Origin of the sequence: Aminobacter sp. SR38 (assembly GCF_014843375.1) — a bacterium.
GTDB lineage: Bacteria > Pseudomonadota > Alphaproteobacteria > Rhizobiales > Rhizobiaceae > Aminobacter > Aminobacter ciceronei.
The window spans coordinates 1,515,477-1,537,280 of record NZ_CP062112.1 but is presented as its reverse complement, the minus strand read 5'-3'; the positions used below and the strand labels follow the sequence as shown (position 1 = coordinate 1,537,280).

At 66.8% G+C, this 21,804-nt stretch carries 18 protein-coding genes; 10 read left to right on the top strand and 8 right to left on the bottom strand.

All coding sequences use genetic code 11. The features are described from left to right. Positions 1-2,673, top strand: coding sequence for a nitrate reductase (locus tag IG197_RS07515; RefSeq protein ID WP_192318021.1), 2,673 nt, complete (start codon positions 1-3; stop codon positions 2,671-2,673). A gap of 33 nt (positions 2,674-2,706) precedes the next feature. On the opposite strand, the gene IG197_RS07510 is transcribed toward IG197_RS07515, so the two are convergent. Further along, the gene (locus IG197_RS07510; protein WP_192318019.1) at positions 2,707-3,558 is read right to left on the bottom strand and encodes a MurR/RpiR family transcriptional regulator; all 852 of its coding nucleotides are present in this window, start codon (positions 3,556-3,558) and stop codon (positions 2,707-2,709) included. Positions 3,559-3,695: 137 nt separating this feature from the next. On the opposite strand from IG197_RS07510, the gene murA reads away from it, so the two are divergent. The 9 genes from murA (at position 3,696) to IG197_RS07465 (ending at position 14,361) form a co-directional block, all read left to right on the top strand. Further along, positions 3,696-4,952, top strand: a complete 1,257-nt coding sequence (gene murA, locus IG197_RS07505; protein WP_067964510.1) for a UDP-N-acetylglucosamine 1-carboxyvinyltransferase — start codon at positions 3,696-3,698, stop codon at positions 4,950-4,952. Between the two features lie 5 nt (positions 4,953-4,957). Then, positions 4,958-5,848 carry a BadF/BadG/BcrA/BcrD ATPase family protein gene (locus IG197_RS07500; RefSeq protein WP_371746518.1) on the top strand — a complete coding sequence of 297 codons (891 nt, stop codon included), beginning with the start codon at positions 4,958-4,960 and terminating at the stop codon, positions 5,846-5,848. Positions 5,849-5,962: 114 nt separating this feature from the next. Next, positions 5,963-6,895, top strand: coding sequence for an N-acetylmuramic acid 6-phosphate etherase (gene murQ, locus IG197_RS07495; protein ID WP_192318015.1), 933 nt, complete (start codon positions 5,963-5,965; stop codon positions 6,893-6,895). A gap of 79 nt (positions 6,896-6,974) precedes the next feature. Beyond that, a complete protein-coding gene (locus IG197_RS07490; protein WP_192318013.1) occupies positions 6,975-8,489 on the top strand; it encodes an ABC transporter substrate-binding protein in 1,515 nt (504 codons plus the stop codon). Between the two features lie 170 nt (positions 8,490-8,659). Continuing rightward, positions 8,660-9,619, top strand: coding sequence for an ABC transporter permease (locus IG197_RS07485; RefSeq protein ID WP_192318011.1), 960 nt, complete (start codon positions 8,660-8,662; stop codon positions 9,617-9,619). Continuing rightward, positions 9,619-10,452, top strand: a complete 834-nt coding sequence (locus IG197_RS07480) for an ABC transporter permease (protein WP_182575285.1) — start codon at positions 9,619-9,621, stop codon at positions 10,450-10,452. Before IG197_RS07485 ends, IG197_RS07480 begins: the two co-directional genes overlap by 1 nt. A 14-nt stretch (positions 10,453-10,466) precedes the next feature. Continuing rightward, a complete protein-coding gene (locus tag IG197_RS07475; protein WP_192319633.1) occupies positions 10,467-12,215 on the top strand; it encodes an ABC transporter ATP-binding protein in 1,749 nt (582 codons plus the stop codon). An 11-nt stretch (positions 12,216-12,226) separates the two neighbouring features. Beyond that, on the top strand, positions 12,227-13,240 hold the full coding sequence (locus IG197_RS07470; RefSeq protein ID WP_192318009.1) for a serine hydrolase: 1,014 nt from the start codon (positions 12,227-12,229) through the stop codon (positions 13,238-13,240). A gap of 2 nt (positions 13,241-13,242) precedes the next feature. After that, positions 13,243-14,361: an anhydro-N-acetylmuramic acid kinase gene (locus tag IG197_RS07465; protein WP_192318007.1), complete on the top strand. Its 1,119-nt coding sequence runs from the start codon at positions 13,243-13,245 to the stop codon at positions 14,359-14,361. 83 nt (positions 14,362-14,444) lie between these two features. On the opposite strand, the gene IG197_RS07460 is transcribed toward IG197_RS07465, so the two are convergent. The 7 genes from IG197_RS07460 to IG197_RS07430 all read right to left on the bottom strand — a co-directional run bounded on the left by IG197_RS07460 (position 14,445) and on the right by IG197_RS07430 (position 21,799). After that, positions 14,445-14,864, bottom strand: coding sequence for an N-acetyltransferase (locus tag IG197_RS07460; RefSeq protein ID WP_192318005.1), 420 nt, complete (start codon positions 14,862-14,864; stop codon positions 14,445-14,447). A 141-nt stretch (positions 14,865-15,005) separates the two neighbouring features. Further along, a complete protein-coding gene (locus IG197_RS07455; RefSeq protein WP_192318003.1) occupies positions 15,006-16,127 on the bottom strand; it encodes a branched-chain amino acid ABC transporter substrate-binding protein in 1,122 nt (373 codons plus the stop codon). Positions 16,128-16,261: 134 nt separating this feature from the next. Next, positions 16,262-17,452 (bottom strand): acetyl-CoA C-acyltransferase, encoded by a 1,191-nt coding sequence (locus tag IG197_RS07450; RefSeq protein ID WP_067966940.1) that lies wholly within the window; start codon positions 17,450-17,452, stop codon positions 16,262-16,264. 22 nt (positions 17,453-17,474) lie between these two features. Beyond that, the gene (locus tag IG197_RS07445; protein WP_192318001.1) at positions 17,475-18,242 is read right to left on the bottom strand and encodes a 3-hydroxyacyl-CoA dehydrogenase; all 768 of its coding nucleotides are present in this window, start codon (positions 18,240-18,242) and stop codon (positions 17,475-17,477) included. Between the two features lie 72 nt (positions 18,243-18,314). Next, on the bottom strand, positions 18,315-19,400 hold the full coding sequence (locus IG197_RS07440) for an AraC family transcriptional regulator (protein ID WP_192317999.1): 1,086 nt from the start codon (positions 19,398-19,400) through the stop codon (positions 18,315-18,317). Between the two features lie 16 nt (positions 19,401-19,416). Then, a complete protein-coding gene (locus IG197_RS07435; RefSeq protein ID WP_192317997.1) occupies positions 19,417-21,042 on the bottom strand; it encodes an AMP-binding protein in 1,626 nt (541 codons plus the stop codon). 7 nt (positions 21,043-21,049) lie between these two features. After that, entirely contained in the window at positions 21,050-21,799 is a 750-nt protein-coding gene (locus IG197_RS07430) for an enoyl-CoA hydratase/isomerase family protein (protein ID WP_067964488.1), read from the bottom strand. Positions 21,800-21,804 lie beyond the last annotated feature (5 nt).

Genomic DNA, 21,804 nt, shown 5'->3' with positions numbered 1-21,804 from the left:
ATGACAGATGCACGCGAGGTGAGGACCATCTGTCCCTATTGCGGGGTGGGTTGCGGCGTGCAGGCGCGGGTCGCTGCGGACGGCACGTCGTCCGTGCGCGGCGACCCCGGCCATCCCGCCAATGCCGGCAGGCTGTGCTCCAAGGGCTCGGCGCTCGGCGAGACGCTCGGCCTCGACGGGCGCGTGCTCCATCCCGAGATCGCCGGCCGCAGCACCTCCTGGGACGCAGCGCTCGATCTGGTGGCAAAACGCTTCTCCGAGACTATCGCCCGGCACGGAGCTGACGCCGTTGCCTTCTATGTCTCGGGGCAATTGCTGACCGAGGATTATTACGTCGCCAACAAACTGATGAAGGGGTTCATCGGCTCGGCCAATATCGACACCAATTCGCGGCTGTGCATGGCCTCCAGCGTCGCCGGCCACAAGCGCGCCTTCGGCGAAGACATTGTGCCCGGCGTCTACGCGGATTTAGAACAGGCCGACCTCGTCGTGCTTGTCGGTTCCAACGCTGCCTGGTGCCATCCGATCCTCTACCAGCGCTTGCTCGCCGCGCGGAGCGAGCGCGGCACCAGGATCGTCGTCGTCGATCCGCGCCGCACGGCAACCGCTGCCGAGTGCGACCTGCACCTGCAGCTCAGGCCGGGCACCGACGTGGCGCTGTTCAACGGCCTTCTGGCGCATCTTGTGGGCAGCAGTGCCATCGACCGCGACTATGTCGCCGCCCACACTTCGGGCTTCGAGGCGGCGCTCAGCCTCGCTTGCGCCGATGCGCCGACGCCCCGGCGTGTCGCCGAAAGCTGCGATCTCGACAGCGCCGAAGTGGCACGTTTCTACGATTGGTTCGCGGCGACGGCGCGCACGGTCACCGTCTACAGCCAGGGCGTCAACCAGTCGGCCCATGGCACCGACAAGGTCAATGCCATCCTCAATTGCCACTTGGCGACCGGCCGCATCGGCAGGCCGGGCATGGGGCCGTTCTCGGTCACCGGCCAGCCCAATGCGATGGGCGGGCGCGAGGTTGGCGGCCTGGCCAACCAGCTTGCAGCGCATATGGGCTTCGACGATCCCCAGGCGCCTGACAGGGTCGGCCGCTTCTGGCGCACGGCTGCCATTGCCCGCAAGCCGGGCCTGAAGGCCGTCGACATGTTCGAGGCGGCAGGCGACGGCCGCATCAAGGCGCTCTGGGTGATGGGCACCAACCCCGCCGTCAGCATGCCGGATGCCGGCAAGGTGCGCGCGGCGTTGAAGGCGTGCGAATTCGTCGTGGTCTCGGATGTCACCCGCACCGACACTGGCCATTTCGCCGACGTGCTGCTGCCTGCCGCCGCCTGGGGCGAAAAGGACGGCACGGTGACAAATTCCGAGCGCCTGATATCGCGCCAGAAATCGTTCCTGCCGATGCCGGGTGATATCAGGCCCGACTGGTGGATCGTCTCGCAGGTCGCCCGGCGCATGGGCTTTGCCGAGGCCTTCGACTACGCCAACCCGGCGGCGATCTTTCGCGAGCATGCCGCATTGTCCGCCTTCGAGAATGACGGCGTCCGCCTGTTCGACATTGGCGGCCTCGCCGATATCGAGGACAGCGCCTATGATACGCTTGTGCCGCTGCACTGGCCTTTTCCCGCCCGCGCCTCGGCCAAGAGCTCACGCTTGCTTGGCGATGGCCGCTTTCCCACCGCCGACGGCCGCGCCCGTTTCGTCGCCGTTCGCCAGGAGGGCGCGGCGCTGCCGGTCGACGCGGCGTTTCCCTTGGTTCTCAACACCGGCCGTCTGCGCGACCAGTGGCACACCATGACCCGCACCGGCCGGGTGCCGCGCCTGATGGCCAATGCGCCGGAGCCGGTGATCGAGCTGAACGCTGCCGACGCCGCCGCACTTGGGGTCGCCGACGGCGATCTCGTCCGCATCGAGAGCCGCTATGGCGGCGGCCGGGCCAAGGTCGCTGCCAGCGCCGGCCAGCGGCGGGGCGAGGCCTTCCTGCCGATGCACTGGAGCGGGCGCTTTGCCGCCAACGCCGCCGCCGGGTCGTTGTCGGCGCCGGTCACCGATCCATTTTCCGGCCAGCCGGAACTCAAGCACGTCCCGGTGCGGATCGCGCGCGAGCCGGTCGCCTGGGCCGGCGTGCTGATGACCCGCCGCGACATCAGGCCGACCGGCTTTGTCCACTGGAGTCGCGCGGCGGTGGCAGGCGGCTGGGTCTATGAACTGTCCGGCACCGAACCGCCCGAACAGGGCATCCTGCTCGCCCGCCGGCTGGTCGACGTCGTGCCGGCCGACCAGTTGCTCGAATACACCGACCGGCGTACCTCGACCTTCCGCGCCGCTGCGACCGACGCGGCGGGCCGGCTCGGCGAGGCGCTGCTGGTCGCGCCGCACGGCCATCTGCCCGAGCGCGACTGGCTGCTGTCGCTGCTCGCTTCCGCCGAGCCGCTGTCGCCGCTCGACCGCCGCGCGCTGCTGTCGGGGCGAGCGCCGGTGCCGGTGCCGTCTGTCGGCCGCATCGTCTGCTCCTGCTTCAATGTCGGGGTCAACCAGCTCACCGCCGCGATATCGGGCGGCAGCAAAAGCCTCGACGAGATCGGCACAGCGCTGAAGGCCGGCACCAATTGCGGCTCCTGCCGGTCTGAGATCAGGACCATGCTCGAAGCGTCACGCCTGCTGGCCGCCGAGTGAAGCCGGCGAGGGGAGCAGCCGCGCCTGTCGGTATCACCGCATCTTGAGCGCCGCCACCGCCGCCTCGCTGCGGTGGATATGGTCGTTGGCGTCGTCCTGGCGCTGGACCAGCAGGATGAACAGCAGATCGGTCAGCGCCAGTTGCGCGTCGCGGGCGGTGATCGACGACGAGCGGACATTGTCCTCGTCGCTGACCGAGTGCAGCACGACGTCTGAAATGGCGCTCAGCGGATTGTCCCTGAGCGAGGAGATGACGATGACGGTGGCACCCCGCTCCTTGGCGAGTTCGGCGATGCGCACCGTCTCGATGCTTGTGCCCGAATGCGAGAAGGCCAGCATCACGTCGCGCGCCCCCAGCGAGGCGGCGCTGGCCAGCTGGACGTGGCTGTCGCTGTCGTGCAGGACGTTGCGGCCGAGCTTCATCAGCTTGATGGCGAAGTCGCGGGCGACCAGCGACGAGGCGCTGACGCCGGCGAGGTGGATGCGCTCGGCCCGGTCGAGCAGTTCGAGAACCCGCTCCACCGTCTGTTCGCTGTTGACCGACATCGTCTGCTGCATCGCCGCCAGCTTGCCGGCGACCAGCTTCTGCTGCACGGCGATGTAGCCGTCGGCTCGGTCGATGCTGCCATGGACCATGCCGGGCGGCGCCTGCCATTGCTGGGCCTTGGCCTCGCTGACCGCGAGCTTCAGCTGCTGGTAGCTGGGATAACCGAGCTTCTGCGCGAATTTCACCACGCTGGACTGGCTGCGGCCCGTCTGTTCGCCCAGCGCCACCGACGACAGGCGCAGCATTTCATCTGGATTGTCGACGATGAACTGGCCGATCTGCCGGTCTGCCGGCGCCATGGTGTCGAGCGTCGCAATGATTTTCGTGAGAACCGACATGAAGCTCCTCGGGGCTCTCTCATCCAGCTGACATCAAGGAATAGAATATTCCAGGCAAGGTTGACAGAGAAGAATATTGCGATCAACTCTCATGTCAGTTCTGCCGGTTCGATCGGCTGCTGAACGGATTCTTTGATATGGACAAGTTGCGTATCGTCGGCGGGCAGAGGCTGCAGGGCGCGGTCGCCATTTCAGGCGCCAAGAATGCGGCCTTGCCGCAGATCGCGGCCTCTTTGCTGAGCCCGGAACCGCTCCACCTGACAAACCTGCCTGCGGTGAGCGACGTCGAGAACATGCTCGGCGTCATCACCCAGCATGGCGCCGAAATCAGCCGCCAGGGCCGCTCCGTCCATGTCGACGCGAGCAAGGCCTCGTCGCGGGAAACCAGCTACGACACGGTGCGCAAGATGCGTGCCACGGTGCTGGTGCTGGGGCCGCTGCTTGCCCGTTTCGGCAAGGCCGAGGTGTCGCTACCCGGCGGCTGCGCCATCGGCGCGCGGCCCGTCGACATGCACATCAAGGCGCTCGGACAATTGGGCGCCGACATCGGCATTCGCGGCGGCTCGATCGTCGCCGCCGCGCCCAAGGGGCTGACCGGCGCACGCATCGTGCTCGGCTCGCCGTCGGTGGGCGCGACCGAGACGGCGATGATGGCGGCAACGACTGCCCGGGGCGAGACCGAGATCGTCAACGCCGCCCGCGAGCCCGAGGTGATGGACCTCGCCGCCTGCCTCGGCGCCATGGGCGCAAACATCGAAGGGGCGGGCACGCACCGGATCCTCGTCCAGGGCGGCACGTCCTGGCGCGCGGCCAGCCATCACACCATCCCCGACCGCATCGAGGCGGGAACCTATGCGATTGCCGCAGCGATTACAGGCGGCCAGCTCGAGCTGACCAATGCGCGGCTCGAGCACATGGCGTCGGTGGTGCAGGTGCTGGAGGCGGCGGGCGTGAGCGTCTGGCCGGGCGACCGCGGGCTGATCGTCTCGCGCGACGGTCCGTTGACGCCGGTCGACGTCACCACGGAGCCCTATCCGGGCTTTCCGACCGATCTCCAGGCCCAGTTCATGGCGTTGATGTGCTGCGCACCGGGCGCGTCGCTGTTGCGCGAGACGGTGTTCGAGAACCGCTTCATGCATGTGCCCGAGCTGGTTCGCCTCGGCGCCAACATCACCTTGCAGGGCACGACGGCGCTGGTGCGCGGCGGCACACCACTGCGCGGGGCGCAGGTCATGGCCACCGATCTCCGGGCGTCGGTGTCGCTGGTGCTTGCAGCCCTGGTCGCCGAGGGCGAGAGCATCGTCAATCGCGTCTACCACCTCGACCGGGGCTACGAGAGCCTCGACCGCAAGCTCCAGATGTGCGGAGCGACAATCGAGCGGCTACCCGGATGAGTTCGGTGGCGCTCCCCCGTTTCTATCTCGGCGTCGATGGCGGCGGCACCGGTTGCCGCGCCCGCATCGTCGATGCGACAGGCGATGTGCTCGGCCAAGGGCTCTCCGGTCCGGCGACGACGCGGCTCGGCATCGACGTCGCCTGGGCCTCGATCGCCCGTGCCTATGGCGCCGCTGTCGAGGAGGCCGGCTTCGGCGCAGCCGAGCTGGCGCGCACCTTTGCCGGCATCGGCCTTGCCGGCATCGGCCGCAAGGGCGCGCTGGAGGCGCTGCAGGCGCTGGAACACCCCTTCGCCGCCATCGGCTTCACCAGCGACGGCATGGGCGCCTGCCTTGGCGCCCATTCGGGCAAGGACGGCGGCATCGTCATTGCCGGCACCGGTTCGATCGGGCTGGGTTTCGTCGAGGGACGCGACCTCAGGGTCGGCGGCTACGGTTTTCCGATCTCGGATGAGGGCAGTGGCGCCGATCTCGGTCTGAAGGCGGTGCAACTGGCGCTGCGCGCCCATGATGGCCGCCATGATCGCTCGGCGCTGCTCGGCGAGGTCATGCAGCGTTTCCACAACGATCCGATGGAAGCCGTGGCCTGGATGGACCGGGCAACCGCCACCGACTATGCAGCACTTGCGCCCACCGTCATGCGCCATGCCGACCAGGGCGATGCCGCTGGACGCCGCATCGTGCAGGCGGCGGCAGAGCAGATCGACACCATCGTGCGCACCCTGTTCGACAAGGGCGCGCCGCGCGTCACCCTGCTCGGCGGCCTGGCCAGCCCGCTGGAGCCCTGGCTTGCGCCCGACGTCCGCCGCCGCCTCAAGCCGGCGGACGGCGATGCCGTGTCGGGGGCGATCATCCTGGCCCGACAGCTCGACCGGACGCTCATTGCCAAGGAATAATCCATTCCAAAATTTATTGACAACAGGAATATGTCATTCTAAAACGTTAATGAAAGCCTAGGAGAACCGGCTCCACAGGCTCTTGCATCTTGAGAACCGGGCAGGTGGCGACAAGTGTCAGAACAAGCCTTGATTTCGGAACTGGGGCGTTTGGTTTCCGAGGAGCGGAACCCGCGCACCATGGATATCGACCTTTTGCCGACCATCGACGTGCTCAGGAAAATCAACGACGAAGACAAGCTTGTCGCCCATGCGGTCGAGGACGTGATTTCAGAGATCGCCGCTGCCGTTGACCGCACCATCGCCGCCTTCCGCCAGGGCGGGCGCCTGATCTATATGGGCGCCGGCACCAGCGGCCGCATCGGCGTGCTCGACGCCTCGGAGTGCCCGCCGACTTTCAGCGTGCCTGCGACCATGGTGGTCGGCCTCATTGCCGGCGGCTACAGCGCGCTGCTGAAGGCCACCGAAGGGGCCGAGGACAGCCTGACCAAGGGTGCGGAGGCGCTGGCCGACATCGAGCTGACATCCAGGGACGTCGTCGTCGGGATCGCTGCAAGCGGCCGTACGCCCTATGTCATCGGCGGTCTGAACTATGCGAAGAAGGTCGGCGCCACCGCGGTGGCTTTGTCCTGCAACCCGCAGTCGGCCATCGCTGAAATCGCCGACATCGCCATTTCGCCCGTCGTCGGCCCCGAGGCGCTGACCGGTTCGACGCGGATGAAATCGGGCACGGCCGAAAAGCTGGTGCTCAACATGCTCACCACCGCCAGCATGATCGGCATCGGCAAGACCTATGAAAACCTGATGGTCGATCTCAAGGCGTCCAACAAGAAGCTTGTTGCCCGCGCGGCCCGCATCGTCATGCAGGCAGCCGACTGCACGCTGGAAGAGGCGCAGGCAGCGCTCGCCCAGACCGACAACGACGTGAAGCTCGCCATCCTCATCGTCATGACGGGGATGGACGTCGCCACGGCGCGATCGGCGCTGGACGGCTCCAGAGGCTTCTTGCGGCAAGCAATCCAGGATGCGAAGCAGGCATCCATATGATCCGGGCCACTGATCCGGATAAGTGAGTGATCTGGGCGGCCATTCCGGCCGCCGGCGAAAGAGTAACAGGGAGGATGAAATGACCAGCAAGTTCAAGTATTTCCTAGGCGCGACGACGGCCGTGATGATCGGCCTGTCGGCAGTCGCCGGCCATGCCGATGCGGCGAACCTGCGCATGGCCTGGGCCCAGGACGCCACCGGCCTCGACCCGCACAAGCAGACGGCGTTTTCGTCGCTGCGCCTGCTCGAGCTGATCTATGAGCCGCTCGTGCGCCTCGACGCCGATCTCAAGATCATCCCCGGCATCGCGACGTCCTGGGAATTCGCAGCCGACGGCAAGCAGCTCACCTTCAAGCTCGACCCCAAGGCCAAGTTCCAGAACGGCGCCGCCGTGACCTCGGCCGACGTCAAGGCATCGTTCGAGCGTATCCTCGACGAGAAGACGGGTGCCGCCAACCGCGCCAACTATCTCTCCATCGAGACCATCGAGGCGCCCGATGCCGGCACCGTGGTGTTCAAGCTGAAGCAGCCCGACGCGCCGATCCTGACCGCCATGACCGACACCAATTCGTCGATCGTCCCCGCAAGCGAGATCGCGGCCGGCACCATCGGCACCAAGGCTGTCGGCTCGGGTCCGTTCAAGCTCGAGAAGTGGGATCCCAATTCCAAGGCGGCACTCGTCGCCAACAAGGACTGGGCCGGCGGCGCGACCGGCGTCGACGGCATCGAGATCAGCGTCCTGCCCGACGAAACCGCGATCCTCGCCGCCATGCGCACCGGCCAGGTCGATTTCGCCCTGCTCAACGATCCGCTGATCGCGACGCTGGTGCCCAACGAGCCCAAGCTCCAGCTCAACCGCGCGCCGCTGCTCGCCTACCATGTGCTGCAGCTCAACCCGGCGCGCAAGCCGATGAACGAGCTTGCCGTGCGCCAGGCGATCTCCTGCGCCGTCGACCGCAAGGCGGTGCTCGACACGGCATCCCTCGGCGAAGGCCAGGTGACCGGGCCGATCACTGCACCCTTCTTCGCTTCCGATCCGAATTCGCTGTTCTGCTACAAGCAGGATATCGACAAGGCCAAGAAGCTGATGGCCGATGCCGGCTTTGCCGACGGCTTCAGCGCCACGGTGATCGCCGCCACCGGCGAGCCGCCGACGGCTGCCGCCGAAGCCCAGGTGCTGCAGTCGCAGCTGGCCGAGATCGGCGTCAAGCTTGACATCAAGATGATGGAGCTCAACGTCTATGTCGACACCTGGCTGAAGGGCGACTTCGACATGGCGGTGGCGCTGAATGGCGGTCGTCCCGACCCCTACACCATGTACAACCGCTACTGGACCAAGAACGGCAACCTGCAGAAGGTTTCCAACTTCGCCGACGACACGCTCGACAAGCTGCTGCAGGACGGCCGCGCCGAGACCGATCCGGAAAAGCGCAAGGCGATCTTCGCCGAGTTCGACAAGCAGCTTGCCGAAAAGGCGCCGTGGATCTGGCTCTACACTGGCTATGGCTACACCGCCCAGCAGAAGAACGTGCAGGGCTTCGTGCCGATGCCGACCGGCTCGCTGGTCAGCCTCGGCAAGGTCACCATCCAGTAGCAACTGGCGTTTTGGGCGGCGGGCATCTCCCTGCTGCCGCCCAAAGGCGGTCGCCGTTGAGCCGATGGCGACCGCCCTTGAATCCCGACCGGCCTTGAACCCGCGACTGGCCATGGCCGGTCCAGCCCGGGAACCGCAACGGCTCCCCAACTCCAGATGGTCCTTACGCCATGAGTTACGTGATACGTCGCCTGCGGGCCTTTCCCCTGGTGCTGATCGGCGTCTCTATCATCGTCTTCATCGCCATCCGGCTGGTGCCGGGCGATTCCATCACCGCCATGCTGGGCACCGAGGCTGGGCTTCTGACGCCGCAGCAGCGGGATTCGCTGGCCGTCTATTTCGGCATCGACCAACCCTGGCCGGTCCAATACTGGCGCTGGTTCACCGGCCTGTTCAGCGGCGACCTCGGCATATCGGTGACCTATGGCAAGCCGGTGCTGTCGGTCATCCTCGAACGCTTTCCGCTGACGCTCGAACTGGCGCTTCTGGCCATGCTGATCGCGCTGTCGATCGGCGTGCCGGCCGGCGTCTTCGCCGCCACCCGCAACGAACGTCCCGCCGATCTCGGCGTCCGCATCGTCGCCATGATCGGCCAGTCGACGCCGAGTTTCGTCGTCGGCCTTGTCATCATCTACATCCTGTCGGCCGGCTTCGGCGTGCTGCCGACGATGGGCGCCTTCACCCCGTTCTGGCAGGACCCGCTGCAGAATCTCGGCCAGATGATCCTGCCGGCGATCACGCTTGGCTGCGCCTTCGCCTCTTCGGTCACCCGCGTCACCCGCTCGGCCATGCTCGACGTGTTGAGCGACGACTATGTGCGCACCGCGCGCAGCAAGGGCGCTTCCGAGCGCAGCGTCATCTGGCGCCACGCTCTGCCCAACGCGCTGGTACCGGTCGTCACGCTGAGCGGCATCGAGTTCGGCTACCTGCTCGGCGGCGCCGTCATCGTCGAGCAGATCTATGCCTTGCCCGGCCTCGGCCGCATGGTGCTGGAAGCCATCCTGCAACGCGACTACGCGCTGGTGCAGGGGGCCGTGCTGTTCATCGCCCTCAACTTCATGATCGTCAATCTGCTCGTCGACCTCGCTTATGCCGCGCTCGACCCCCGTATTCGCCTGGAGGGCCGTTGATGCGTGTCGTGAAGGCCATTCTTTCGCATCCCAGCGGCCGCATCGGCGGCGTCATCGTGCTGGTCTATCTGCTGGTCGCCCTGCTCGGCGCCGTCGGCCTGACCCCGCACGACCCCTTGATGCAGTACCGCATCGACCGCCTGCATGCGCCGACCTCGTCCTACTGGATGGGCACCGACCTGTTCGGCCGCGACGTCATGAGCCGCCTGATGAAGGGCATCGGCCAGTCCTTCACCGTGGCGTTCTTCTCCGTAGCACTTGCCACGCTTGCCGGCACCGTGCTCGGCCTCACCGCCGCCTGGTTCGGCGGCCGCTGGGACACGGTGATGATGCGGTTCATGGACGTGCTGCTGGCTTTCCCGGCGATCCTGCTGGCGCTGCTCATCGTCACCATCGTCGGCCCCGGCACCTGGACCAGCGTTGCCGCCATCAGCATCGTCTACACCCCGATCTTCACTCGCGTGGTGCGCGGCCCGGCGCTGTCGCTGAAGGCGCGCGACTTCGTCGATGCTGCCCGCACCTTCGGCTCCAGCCGCAGCTACATCCTGACCCGGCACCTGCTGCTCAACCTGGTGGCGCCTTTGACCGTGCAGGTGACTTTGGCGCTCGCCTGGGCGCTGCTGACCGAAGCCGGCCTCAGCTTCCTCGGCCTCGGCACCCAGCCGCCGGCTTCGTCGCTCGGCCTGATGCTGAGCGACGCCCGCAACCTGATGGAGCAGGCGCCCTGGCTGCTGGCCTTCCCTGCCGTCGCCATCATGCTCTCGATCCTCGGTTTCAACCTTCTCGGCGATGCGCTGCGCGACATCCTCGACCCCAAGACGAGGAGGGCGTGACGATGGCGCCTGAAATGAAGCCGATCCTTTTGGTCCGCGACCTGCATGTCAGTTTCGGCCCGGCGGCCAGCGCCAAGGAGGTCGTCCACGGCGTCAGCTTCGACCTCGGCGTCGGCGAGGTGCTGGCGATCGTCGGCGAGAGCGGTTCGGGCAAGTCGGTGACGGCGCTGTCGACCAATCGCCTGATCGATTATGCCGGCGGCCGCATCACCAGCGGCACCATCGAATTGCTGCGCGCCGACGGCAGCGTGCTCGACGTCACCCGTGCCGGCCGGCAGGAGCTGACCGGCATCCGCGGCGCCGAGATCGGCGTCATCTTCCAGGAGCCGATGACCTCGCTCAATCCGGTGCTGACCATCGGCGCCCAGATCGAGGAATCGTTCCGCCTGCATCGCGGCCTGACCGGCGCGCAGGCGCGCAGTGCTGCGCGCGAGGCGCTCGAGCGGGTGCGTATCCCCGATGCCGCGCGCCGGCTCAAGGCGACGCCGAACGAGCTGTCGGGCGGCATGCTGCAGCGGGTGATGATCGCCATGGCGCTCGCCTGCAATCCGCGTCTTTTGATCGCCGACGAACCGACGACCGCACTCGACGTGACCGTCCAGGCGCAGATCATGGCGCTGCTGGCCGAACTCAGGCGCGAGACCGGCATGTCGATGATCTTCATCAGCCACGACATCGGCCTGGTCGCCGGCATCGCCGACCGCGTGATGGTAATGCAGGACGGCAGGGTCGTCGAACAGGGCGACCTGAGCGAGATCCTCGACAAGCCGCAACATCCATATACGCAGCATCTGCTGCATGCGGTGCCGCATTTCTCCAGCGGCGTAGCGGCACGGACCGACGGCGCGCGCATGTCAGCGCCGCTGCCCAGGCCGACGCTCGAAGTCGACGACCTCGTCGTGCGGTATCCGCTGAAGGGCGGCTGGTTCAGCAAGCCGGTGGGTGCGGTGCATGCCGTCGACGGCGTCGGCTTCGACCTGCTGCCGGGCGAGACGCTGGCGATCGTCGGCGAAAGCGGTTCGGGCAAGTCGACCACGGCACGCGCCGTGCTTGGCCTGGTTGCGCCGACGCGCGGGGCGTTTGCTGTCGAAGCCCAGGCCGCGCGGCCCGGCCAGAGCCGGCTGCCGGTGCAGATGGTGTTCCAGAACCCCTATGCCTCGCTCAATCCGCGTCTCAATGTCGAGCAGCTCCTGGCCGAGCCGGTGATCGCCACCGGCACGCCCATCGACGTCAAGGTTCGTGACAGGATGGCAGCACTGCTCAAGCGTGTCGGCCTGCCCGAAGACAGCCTTGCCCGCTATCCGCACCAGTTCTCCGGCGGCCAGCGTCAGCGCCTGTGCATTGCGCGTGCGCTGATGCTCAATCCGTCTGTGGTGGTGCTCGACGAGGCGGTCTCGGCGCTCGACGTTTCTGTCCAGGCGCGCGTGCTCGAGCTGCTGGTCGACCTGCAGCACGAATATGGTCTCGCTTATCTCTTCATCTCGCACGACATGGCCGTCGTCGAGCGCATCGCGCATCGTGTCGCGGTGATGTATGCCGGGCAGATCGTCGAGATCGGCGATGCGAAATCGGTGCTGTCCGACCCGCAGCACCCCTATACGAAGAAGCTCATCGAGGCCGTGCCGACAATCGACCGCCGCAAGCAGAATTTCGAGCTCGACACCCGCCAGGTGCCGTCTTTGGTGCGTCCGGTCGGCTACGAGCCGCCTGTCGCGACATGGATGCAATACGGCACCGACCACAAGGTCCGCGCCGAGGCCTGAGGGAAGCGAACATGGCCAGCCACGACATAGCCCAGCGCTTCGAGCGTGCATTCGTCCCGCTCGAACAGGCCGTCGCCGCTGGTCGGATTCCCGGCGGTGTGATGGGGGTCGTCGACAAGGACGGCCGTCGCTTCTCCCGTGCGATCGGCCACGCCCAGCGCGTGGCGTCCGAGCGGCCGATGCAGCAGGAGACATGGTTCGACCTGGCATCGCTGACCAAGGTCATCTTCACCACGCCGCGCATCCTGGCGCTGGCCGAGGCAGGCAGCATCGACCTCGACGCGCCCCTGACGACGGTGCTGCCGGACTTGCGACAATATGATGCCGACGCCTGGGAACGGCAGGTCACCTTCCGCCAGTGCCTCGGCCACCAGACGCCGTTCCCGGCAGTCGAGCCGATCTACACCTATGGCCGCGATCCGGATCTTTTGCGGACTTTCATCCTGCAGCGCCAATGGCGAAAGCTCGATGCGCCTGTTTATTCCGACATCAACTTCATCCTGCTCGGCTTTGCCATGGAGCGCCTGTCGGGCACATGGATCCGCGGCATGGATGCCGGCAAGGGCTTTGCCTTTGCGACCGATCCGGAGCAGGCGGCCGCGACCGAGGACTGCACCTGGCGCCACCGGGTGCTGTCGGGCGAGGTCCATGACGACAATTGCGCAGCACTGCAGGGGGCGGGCCATGCCGGCCTGTTCGGCACGGCGGCCTCGGTTCTGGCTTTCGCGCACGGCCTGCTCGACGGCAGTGGCGCCTCCGCCGACACGATCGCGCTGATGCGCACGCCGCTTTCGGACAAGCGCACGCATGGTTGGGAGCATGCTCATGCTGGCTGGTCCGGCGGCGACCGCTGCAGCCCAGCCACAATCGGCCATACCGGCTTTACCGGCACCGGCCTGTGGATCGATTTCGACGCCGGCCGCGCCTGGACCCTGCTCACCAACCGTATCCACCCGACGCGTCATTTCGACAGCGGCATATCGAATCTGCGCCGCCAGGTCGGCGACATCATGACAGGAGCTTGAACATGCAACCCATCTGGTCGGTCGGGCTGATGACCGGAACCGTGCTCGACGGCAATATCGACGTCGCGCTGCTCAAGACCGACGGCGAGCGCATCGAGGCCTTCGGCCCTTACGCGCTGGTGCCTTACGAGGCGTCGGTCCGGCCGATGCTGGAGCAGGCCCAGGCCGAGGCCAGGGTCTGGAACTTCGAGGGGCCGGAGCCGGCGATCTTCGCCAGCGCCGAAGAGGCGCTGACCCGCGCCCAGTCCGCCGCCGTGCGCCAGGTCGTCGAGGGGGCCGGCATGACGATGGCAGAGATCGGCGTCGTCGGCTTCCACGGCCAGACGGTGCTGCATCGCGGCCCGCAGAAGGGCGGATTGCCGGGCGAGACCCGCCAGCTCGGCGATGGCGCGCTGATGCAGTCGCTGCTCGGCACCAAGGTGGTCTATGACTTCCGCACAGCCGACATCCGCGCCGGCGGGCAGGGTGCGCCGCTGGCCGCCGCCTACCACGCCGCACTGCTCGGCACGGCAGGCGCGAGCGGCGACAGCGCCATCCTCAATCTCGGCGGCGTCGGCAACGTCACCTGGTGGGACGGCAAGTCCGACCTTGTCGCCTTCGACACCGGCCCGGCCAACGCGCCGATCAACGACTTCGTCAAGGCGCGGGGGCTGGGCGAGATGGACCGCGGCGGGGCGCTCGCCGCGGCCGGCACCGTCGACGAGGCGAGGCTCGCGCGCCTGCTCGAACATCCTTATCTCACGGCTGCCTATCCCAAGTCGCTCGACCGCTTCGATTTCACCGCCGGGATGGCCGACGGGCTGAGCGACGAGGACGGTGCCGCCACGCTGACCGCCTTCAGCGCGTCCTGCGTCGGCAAGGCGCTCGACCTCCTGCCGCAGCGGCCGAAGAAGCTGTTTGTCTCGGGCGGCGGCCGCCACAATCCGACCTTCATGGCGATGTTGCGTCAGCGCGCCGGCGTCGATGCCGTCTCTGCCGACACGATCGGCTGGCGCGGCGATGCGGTGGAAGCCGAGTGCTTTGCCTTCCTCGCCGTACGTGTCCTGCGCGGCATGCCGATCAGTTTTCCGAGCACGACAGGTGTGCCTCAGCCGATGACCGGCGGCCGCATCGCCGGCTGACCGGTTGCAGGCTGCGACCTGCAAGGCAGCCAGTCCATTGACGGGGCGGCAAGCAAGTTGCCGCCGGTTCAGGCCGCTACCGGTTAAAGCGGCTTCGACAGGAAGGTCCGCGTGCGCCCCTTGGGGAAATCTGCCAGCTCGCCGAAGGGCTTGTAGCCCTGGCGCTGATAGACCTTCAGCGCCGTCGGGTTGAAGGTGTCGATATAGGCCCCGTGGCAGCCGCGCCGGGTGGCCTCGTCCTCGGCCGCCTCGAGCATGCGTGACGCCATGTTCTGGCCGCGCAGGCTGTCGTCGACCCAAAGCCACTGTATGTAGAGCCAGCCCCAGGCGGTGTAGCCCGAGATTCCGCCAAGGAGTTTTTCGGTCTCGTCGCGGACGGCAACGATCAGCGCTTGCTTTTCTGCCGGGCCGACATCCCCTGAATTGAAGGTGGCGAGGCGTTCGCCGATGATGTCGAGCTCGTCGGAAGACGGCTTATCGAGGACGGTGATCGTGTGGTTCATTGCGGGGACCCGGTGGCGGATCCTTCTAGCAGGAAAATTCGGCCGCGCCGCATCGATTGGCCCCTGACAGGCACATAATCCTGTGCGCCAGTGCCGGCGGGATGCCCGACCCCGTGGGGCCGGGCATCCCTCCCTCAGACGCTACTGCTTCTGGGCATAGGTCGGCTTGCCGTCGTCGCCTCGCTTCCATTCATAGATGACGTAGTCGGGGCGGGTGATGTCGCCCTTGGCGTCGTAGCCGATGTCGCCGATCGCCGTCGTCCAGGGACCGTTCGCCCGCATCGTCTCGGCGACCTTCTGGGCGTCGTCGGCCGCGCCCGTCTTGGTTATGGCGGCGGCGATGATCTGGACGGCGGCGTAGGAATACAAGGTATAGGCTTCCGGCTCGAAACCCTTGGCCCGGAAGTTCTCGACCAAACCCTTGGCTGCCGGATTCTTGCGCGGATCGGGCGAGAAGGTGTTGAGCGTGCCGACCACGGCGTCGCCGGCGATCGAAGCGAGCTCGTTCGACACCATGCCGTCGCCGGAGAACAGGATCGCCTTCAGCCCCTGGTCGGCTGACTGGCGCAGGATCAGGCCGGCCTCGGTGTGCAGGCCGCCGAAATAGATCAGGCTGACGCCGGCCTGCTTCAGCTTGCCGATCAGGGCCGAGAAATCCTTGTCGCCGATATTGATGCCTTCATACAGCACCTCGTTGATGCCGTTGCCGTTGAGCACCGCCTTGGCGACGTCGACAAGCCCCTGGCCATAAGGGCTCTTGTCGTGGATCATCGCGATCTTGGCGTCCTTGAAATTGGCGGCGATGTAGTCGCCGGCGACCTTGCCCTGCTGGTCGTCGCGGCCGCAGGTGCGGAAGGTGTTCCACAGGCCGCGCTCGGTATATTGCGGATTGGTCGAAGCCGGCGAGATCTCGAGCACGCCATTTTCGGCATAGACCTCGGAGGCCGGGATCGACACGCCCGAATTGAAGTGGCCGACGACATATTTGACGCCGTCGGCGACGAATTTGTTGGCCACCGAAATGCCCTGCTTGGGGTCGGAGACGTCGTCGCCGACCTGGATCCTGATCTGCTCGCCGAGCACGCCGCCGGCGGCGTTGATGTCGGCGGCCGCCTGTTCGGCGCCCTTCTGGAACTGCGCCCCGAAGGCGGCGTTGGGTCCGGTGATCGGGCCGGCGACGCCGATGACGATGTCGGCCCAGGCCGTGCCGCCAAAGGCGACCAGCGCGGTCAAGGCAACTGCTGACAACAGCGATTTTTTCATGTGGAGACTCCCATTGGCATTGTGGGCGTTGCGTGATGCCTTGCCGTGATGCCCACGCTCGCTGGCAAGGCTGACCGTTCCGGACCTGCCGCCGGTGTTCCCTTGTTGAACGGCGGCCTTCTCCTTGCGGCCGTCTAGGACGTCAGTTCCACGGCCATCGCGGTCGCCTCGCCGCCGCCGATGCAGACCGAAGCGATGCCGCGCCGCAGCCCGTGCTGGCGCAGCGCCGACACGAGCGTGACGAGGATGCGCGCCCCCGAGGCGCCGATCGGATGGCCAAGCGCGCAGGCGCCGCCATGGACGTTGACCTTGTCGCGCGGCAGGTCGAGCTCGCTCATCGCGACCATCGGCACCACGGCGAAGGCCTCGTTGATCTCGAAGAGATCGACGTCCTCGATACGCCAGCTGACCGTCTCGCAGAGCTTGCGCATGGCGCCGACCGGTGCCGAGGTGAAGAGATTGGGCGCCTGGGCGTGGGTGACGTGGCCGCGAATTGTTGCGAGAGGGGTGAGGCCGGCTCTGTCCGCCGCCGAGCGGCGCATCAGCGCGAGGGCCGCGGCACCATCCGAGATCGACGAGGAGTTGGCTGCCGTCACCGTGCCGCCGTCGCGAAAGGCCGGTTTCAGCAAGGCGATCCTGTCGGGGCGGGCCTTTTGCGGCTGCTCGTCGTCGCCGACCAGCCGATCGGCCTTGCCGTCCGGTGCCGTGACCGGAACGATCTCGTCGCGAAAGCTGCCGTCGGCGATGGCCTGCCGTGCCCTGTCGAGCGACTCCAGCGCAAACGTGTCCTGAGCATCGCGCGTGAAGCCATAGGCCTCGGCGCAGTCCTCGGCGAATGTGCCCATCAGGCGCCCCTCGTCATAGGCGTCCTCGAGGCCATCGAGATACATGTGGTCGACGAGGCGATGATGCCCGATGCGGTAGCCCGAGCGTGCGCGGTCGAGCAGATAGGGTGCGTTCGACATGCTCTCCATGCCGCCGGCGACGATCGTCCTGGCCGATCCCGCGGCGATGAGGTCGTGCGCTAGCATCGCCGACATCATGCCGGAGCCGCACATCTTGTTGACGGTGGTGGCGCCTGTGGCGAGCGGCAGCCCGGCTGCAAGCGCTGCCTGGCGCGCCGGCGCCTGGCCTTGGCCGGCGGTCAGGACACAGCCCATCAGCACCTGGTCGACAAGGCCGGTGTCCAGCCCGGACCTCTCCAGGACGGCGCGGATGGCTGCCGCTCCAAGCTGCGGGGCGGTGACCTCCTTCAGGCTACCGAGGAAGCCGCCAAGCGGTGTCCTGGCTGCCCCTGCTATGACCACCGGATCATGACTGTTCACCTAGCTCTCCTCCTGCATGTGCTCAGCGCGGCGCCATGCGCAGCGCGCCGTCGAGGCGGATAACCTCGCCATTCAGCATGGTGTTCTGGCAGATGTGCCTGACCAGCCCGGCATATTCGTCAGGGCGGCCGAGGCGCGGCGGAAACGGTACGCTGGCGCCGAGCGCGTCCCGCACCTCCTGCGGCATCGCTGCCATCATCGGCGTCTCGAATATGCCCGGCGCGATGGTGACGACGCGCACGCCGTGGCGGGCCAGTTCGCGGGCGACGGGCAAGGTCAGCGCGACGACGCCGCCCTTCGACGCGGCATAGGCGGCTTGGCCGATCTGGCCGTCGAAGACGGCAATGGAGGCGGTGTTGATGATGATGCCGCGCTCGCCATCGGTGTCGGCTTCACCCTTGACCATGACGCTTGCGGCAAGCCGCAACATGTTGAAGGTGCCCAAGAGATTGACGGCGACGGTCCGGGCGAAGCTGTCGAGGCCATGCGGTGCGTCGCGGCCGATGACCCGTTCGCCCGGTGCGATGCCGGCGCAGTTGACCAGCCCGTGGATGCCGCCGAACATCTCCTCGGCATGTCTCACCGCGGCGAGGCCGTCGGCTTCGCTGGTGACGTCGGCGCGAAAGAAACGCGCCTTGCCGCCGAGTTCTGCGGCCGTCTTCTCGCCAGCGGAAGCATTGACGTCGATGGCGAGCACGCTGGCACCTTCGTCGGTAAGCATTCGCGCAACCGCCGCGCCCAGCCCCGAGCCTGCTCCGGTCACCAGAAAAACCTTGTCCTTGATCTGCATTGCTCGGCCCGGATGCGTTGCTCTCCCGGGCATGTTGCTACGAAGCAAGGGGACCGGCGATGACCGCCGCGCTCAGATTTGGTGATCGATTTTGCAATGTTTGCTGCTCGCCGCACCCTGCGCGTAGAGCGCGTGCGGGCTCGAGGCTGGACCGTCCCCTGTGTTGGCGATGACGATGGCCTCCCGGCGAAACGAAGCCGGGCTCTTGCCTGTCCATTTGTGGAAGGCGCGATGGAACGCGCTCGGTTCGGAAAAGCCGATGTCGGCGGCGACGTCGGCGACCGTCCGTCCGCCGCTCAACAACGCTTCCATGGCCAAGGCGCGACGCATCTCGTCCTTGATCGAACGATAGGTCTGGCCTTCCTGCTGCAGCCGGCGGCGCAAGGTCGGCTCCTGTATGCGCATGCCGGTGGCGAGGTTGCCGAGGCTTGGCCAGGCCGAAGGAACCAGTCCATGCAGGCGTCCGCGTATGGCAGCGGAAAGCCCATCGTCATGGCGATAGCGCACCAATATGTTGGCCGGTGCCTGGCGCAGGAATTCGCGCAGGGCGCTGCTGTCGCGGATGACGGGCAGCTTGAGGAAATCGGAGTCGAAGACCAGCCGCGTCTCGGGCTGGTCGAAGCGCACCGGGGCGCCGAAGAACAGGCGATAATCGGTTCCGGTCGGCGGCGCGCTGCATTTGAAATCGACCCAGCGGATCGGCAGGCGCCGGCCTACGAGCCAGCAGTTCAGGCCATGCACGATGATCAAGAAGGTACGGTAGGCAAAGGCCGAGCGCAGCGGGCCGGCATCGCGCAGGGTGACCTCCGCCAGTCCGTCTCGGACGATCAGTTCGCCATGCGGATCGTCGAGCACGACACGCAGGAAGCGCAGGCTGCGCCGCAGCGCATGCTCGAGCGTCGTTGTCGTCAGCACCGCATGGCACAAAAGGGCAAAGCTGCCCGAGCGCATCGGCCGCGCGCCTTCGCCGAAGAACTCGTCGTCCATGGCCTCGGCCACCGCCCGCCAGAGCGCGCCATACTGCCGGGCGGAGATCGGTTCCGAGATGATGGGCGGCAGCCCCAGCTGCGCCAGCAGAGGCGCTATGGGAACGTCGTGGCGGCGCAGGCATTCGAGCGTATCGTCGACGAAACAGGGGGCGACCATCCGACGTTCCACCGCATCTGCTCCCGCGCTAACGCTCACCCCGGTCGAAAGTGGCAGGCCCCACGCCGCGCTGGCGCAAGGTGTTCCGCGCCACCTTCTCCGTCGGCGTTCGCGGCAACGGCGTGTCGGTGATCTCGATGTAGCGCGGCACCATGTGACGGGGCGCGAGGTCCCTGAAATGGTCGAGCAGGTCGGCCGCCTCCACCGTCGAGCCGGCGCGCCGCAGGGCAACGACCATGATGTCCTCTTCGGTGAATTCGGAAGGGATTCCGAAAGCAGCACTTTCCAGAATGTCGGGGTGTTTTTCGGCGACCGTCTCCACCTCATAGGCGGAGATGTTTTCGCCGCGGCGGCGGATCGCCTCGTTCAGCCGATGCTTGAAATAGAGCCAGCCATCCTTGTCCATGTAGCCGGCGTCGCCCGAGTGGTACCAGAGGTTCCGGAGCGTCTGCACCGTCTTGGCCTCTGCGCGGTAGTAGCCGGAAAACATGCTCCAGCTCTTGGTCGGGCGCGAAACGATCTCGCCTATGCTGCCGGGCGGCAGCGGCCTGTCGGCATCGTCGACGATCGCCACCTGCCAGTCCGGATGCGGCCGGCCGCAGGACCCGGGACGGGTCTCGTCCACCGTATCAAGCGTCACGAAGCTGGTTTCGGTCTGGCCGTAGCCGGTGACGAGCCGCATGTCGAAGCGGCGTTCGAAGGCCTCCCTGTCTGCTACCATCGGAATGCACTGACACACCCGGACGGGATTGTCGCGGTCGGCGTCCGATGGCTGGGCACGCATCAGGATGACGGCCATCGCGCCGAGCAGATTGGTCGCGGTTGCGCCGCTGGCGCGGAGCTGATCCCAGAACCTGGAGGCGCTGAAGCTTTCGACCAGCGTCGTTTTGGTGCCGTAGATCAGCGGCAGCAGCACGCCGAACATCTGCGCATCGGTGTGAAACAGCGGCAGCGCGGAGAAATAGCTGTCGCTGCCGGTGTAGCCGAGATTGGACGCCATCGCCGCCGCCCAGGAATAGCAATGATGGTGCGACATCAATGCCCCCTTGGCCGGGCCCGTCGTGCCGGAGGTGTAGAGGATCGCCATCGGGTCGGCGTAGTGGACATCGACGAGGTCGAAGCCCAATTGCGGTGCCATGCAGTCGTCGAAGGCGACGATGCGGTCGATCCTGATGCCCGCCGCCCGCGCCTCGGCGGGATCCGTGCCGACGAGGATCAGCGTCCGCAGGCTGGGCAGATTGTCCTGGACCTTGGCCAGCTCGGCCAGCGCGCCGGCGTCCGCAACCAGCACCTCGGCGCCGCAATTGTTGAGGTTGTGGCAGAGCAGGTCGCCCTTCAGGCCGGGATTGGTCGGCACCTCGATCGCCCCCAGGCTCGCTGTCGCAAACCACAGCGCGACGAGTTCGAACGAGTTGGGCAACAGCATCGCCACGCGGTCCGAGCGGCCGACGCCGAGCTGGCGCAGGCCGCGCGCCAGCCGGCTCGACACCTGCAGCATCTCCTCGAAGCTTGCGCTGCGCCCGCAGACGTCGATGAACGACTTGTTGCCGAAGCGCTCGGCCTGGCGCAGCAGGATCCGCGGCAGCACCCGGCTCTCCAGCTCGTTGTCGTTCTTACCCGGTATGTAGGCGGGGGAAAAGACGCTCGATGTCATGGCGCGTTCAGAACCTTTTTGCCCGGGCCTGCGCTTCGGCGGAGAGGAAGCCGCTGACCGTGGCCCTGGTCTCGAGCGCCATGGCGGCGGCGAGCGAGGAGTGGAAACCTTCGTTGATGGCGTGCTTGATGTCGGCGACCGCCTCCTCGGGCCGCGCGGCGATCGCCAGCGCCAGCGTCCTTGCCGCCTCGAGCAGCTCGGCCTCGGCAACCAGCTTCCAGGCGATGCCGACCTCGACCGCCTTGGCCGCATCGTGGCGTTCGCCGAGGATCATCAATTCCTTGGCGATCTGCGGCCCGACCTGCTTGGTCAGAAGTGCTGTCACCCCGCCTGTCACGAACAGGCCGTAGCCGACCTCGGGGAAGAACCAGCGCGTGGTGTCGGCAAACAGCCGGAAGTCGCAATTGACCACCCATTCCAGCGCGCCGCCGACGCACCAGCCATGCACCGCGGCAATGACGATCTTGCGCGACTGCATGATCTGCAGCGTGATCTGCTGGATGGACTCGACCCAGGCCTGCGTCGCCGCTTCCGACGTGGTCTGCGCGTCGAGATCCTTGAGATCGTCGCCGGAGCAGAAGGCGCGGCCTTCGCCATGCAGGATGACGACGCGGGTGGCCGTCCTCGCTTCGGCTGCCGCCAGTGCTGCCGAAAGCTGGTTGACCAGGTCGCCATTCATGGCGTTGAGCCGTTCCGGCCGGTTCAGCCTGATCCAGCTGATGGCGCCGTCGTCCGTCGAAATGACTGCTGGTGTCATGATGG

Excerpts from the sequence above, each read along its gene's own strand:
- IG197_RS07460 (WP_192318005.1), bottom strand. The coding sequence starts at position 14,864 with ATGAACCACACGATCACCGTCCTCGATAAGCCGTCTTCCGACGAGCTC.
- IG197_RS07480 (WP_182575285.1), top strand. The coding sequence starts at position 9,619 with ATGCGTGTCGTGAAGGCCATTCTTTCGCATCCCAGCGGCCGCATCGGC.
- IG197_RS07430 (WP_067964488.1), bottom strand. The coding sequence starts at position 21,799 with ATGACACCAGCAGTCATTTCGACGGACGACGGCGCCATCAGCTGGATC.
- IG197_RS07465 (WP_192318007.1), top strand. The coding sequence starts at position 13,243 with ATGCAACCCATCTGGTCGGTCGGGCTGATGACCGGAACCGTGCTCGAC.
- IG197_RS07510 (WP_192318019.1), bottom strand. The coding sequence starts at position 3,558 with ATGTCGGTTCTCACGAAAATCATTGCGACGCTCGACACCATGGCGCCG.
- IG197_RS07490 (WP_192318013.1), top strand. The coding sequence starts at position 6,975 with ATGACCAGCAAGTTCAAGTATTTCCTAGGCGCGACGACGGCCGTGATG.
- IG197_RS07455 (WP_192318003.1), bottom strand. The coding sequence starts at position 16,127 with ATGAAAAAATCGCTGTTGTCAGCAGTTGCCTTGACCGCGCTGGTCGCC.
- IG197_RS07445 (WP_192318001.1), bottom strand. The coding sequence starts at position 18,242 with ATGCAGATCAAGGACAAGGTTTTTCTGGTGACCGGAGCAGGCTCGGGG.
- IG197_RS07515 (WP_192318021.1), top strand. The coding sequence starts at position 1 with ATGACAGATGCACGCGAGGTGAGGACCATCTGTCCCTATTGCGGGGTG.
- IG197_RS07475 (WP_192319633.1), top strand. The coding sequence starts at position 10,467 with ATGAAGCCGATCCTTTTGGTCCGCGACCTGCATGTCAGTTTCGGCCCG.
- IG197_RS07485 (WP_192318011.1), top strand. The coding sequence starts at position 8,660 with ATGAGTTACGTGATACGTCGCCTGCGGGCCTTTCCCCTGGTGCTGATC.
- murA (WP_067964510.1), top strand. The coding sequence starts at position 3,696 with ATGGACAAGTTGCGTATCGTCGGCGGGCAGAGGCTGCAGGGCGCGGTC.
- IG197_RS07435 (WP_192317997.1), bottom strand. The coding sequence starts at position 21,042 with ATGACATCGAGCGTCTTTTCCCCCGCCTACATACCGGGTAAGAACGAC.
- IG197_RS07470 (WP_192318009.1), top strand. The coding sequence starts at position 12,227 with ATGGCCAGCCACGACATAGCCCAGCGCTTCGAGCGTGCATTCGTCCCG.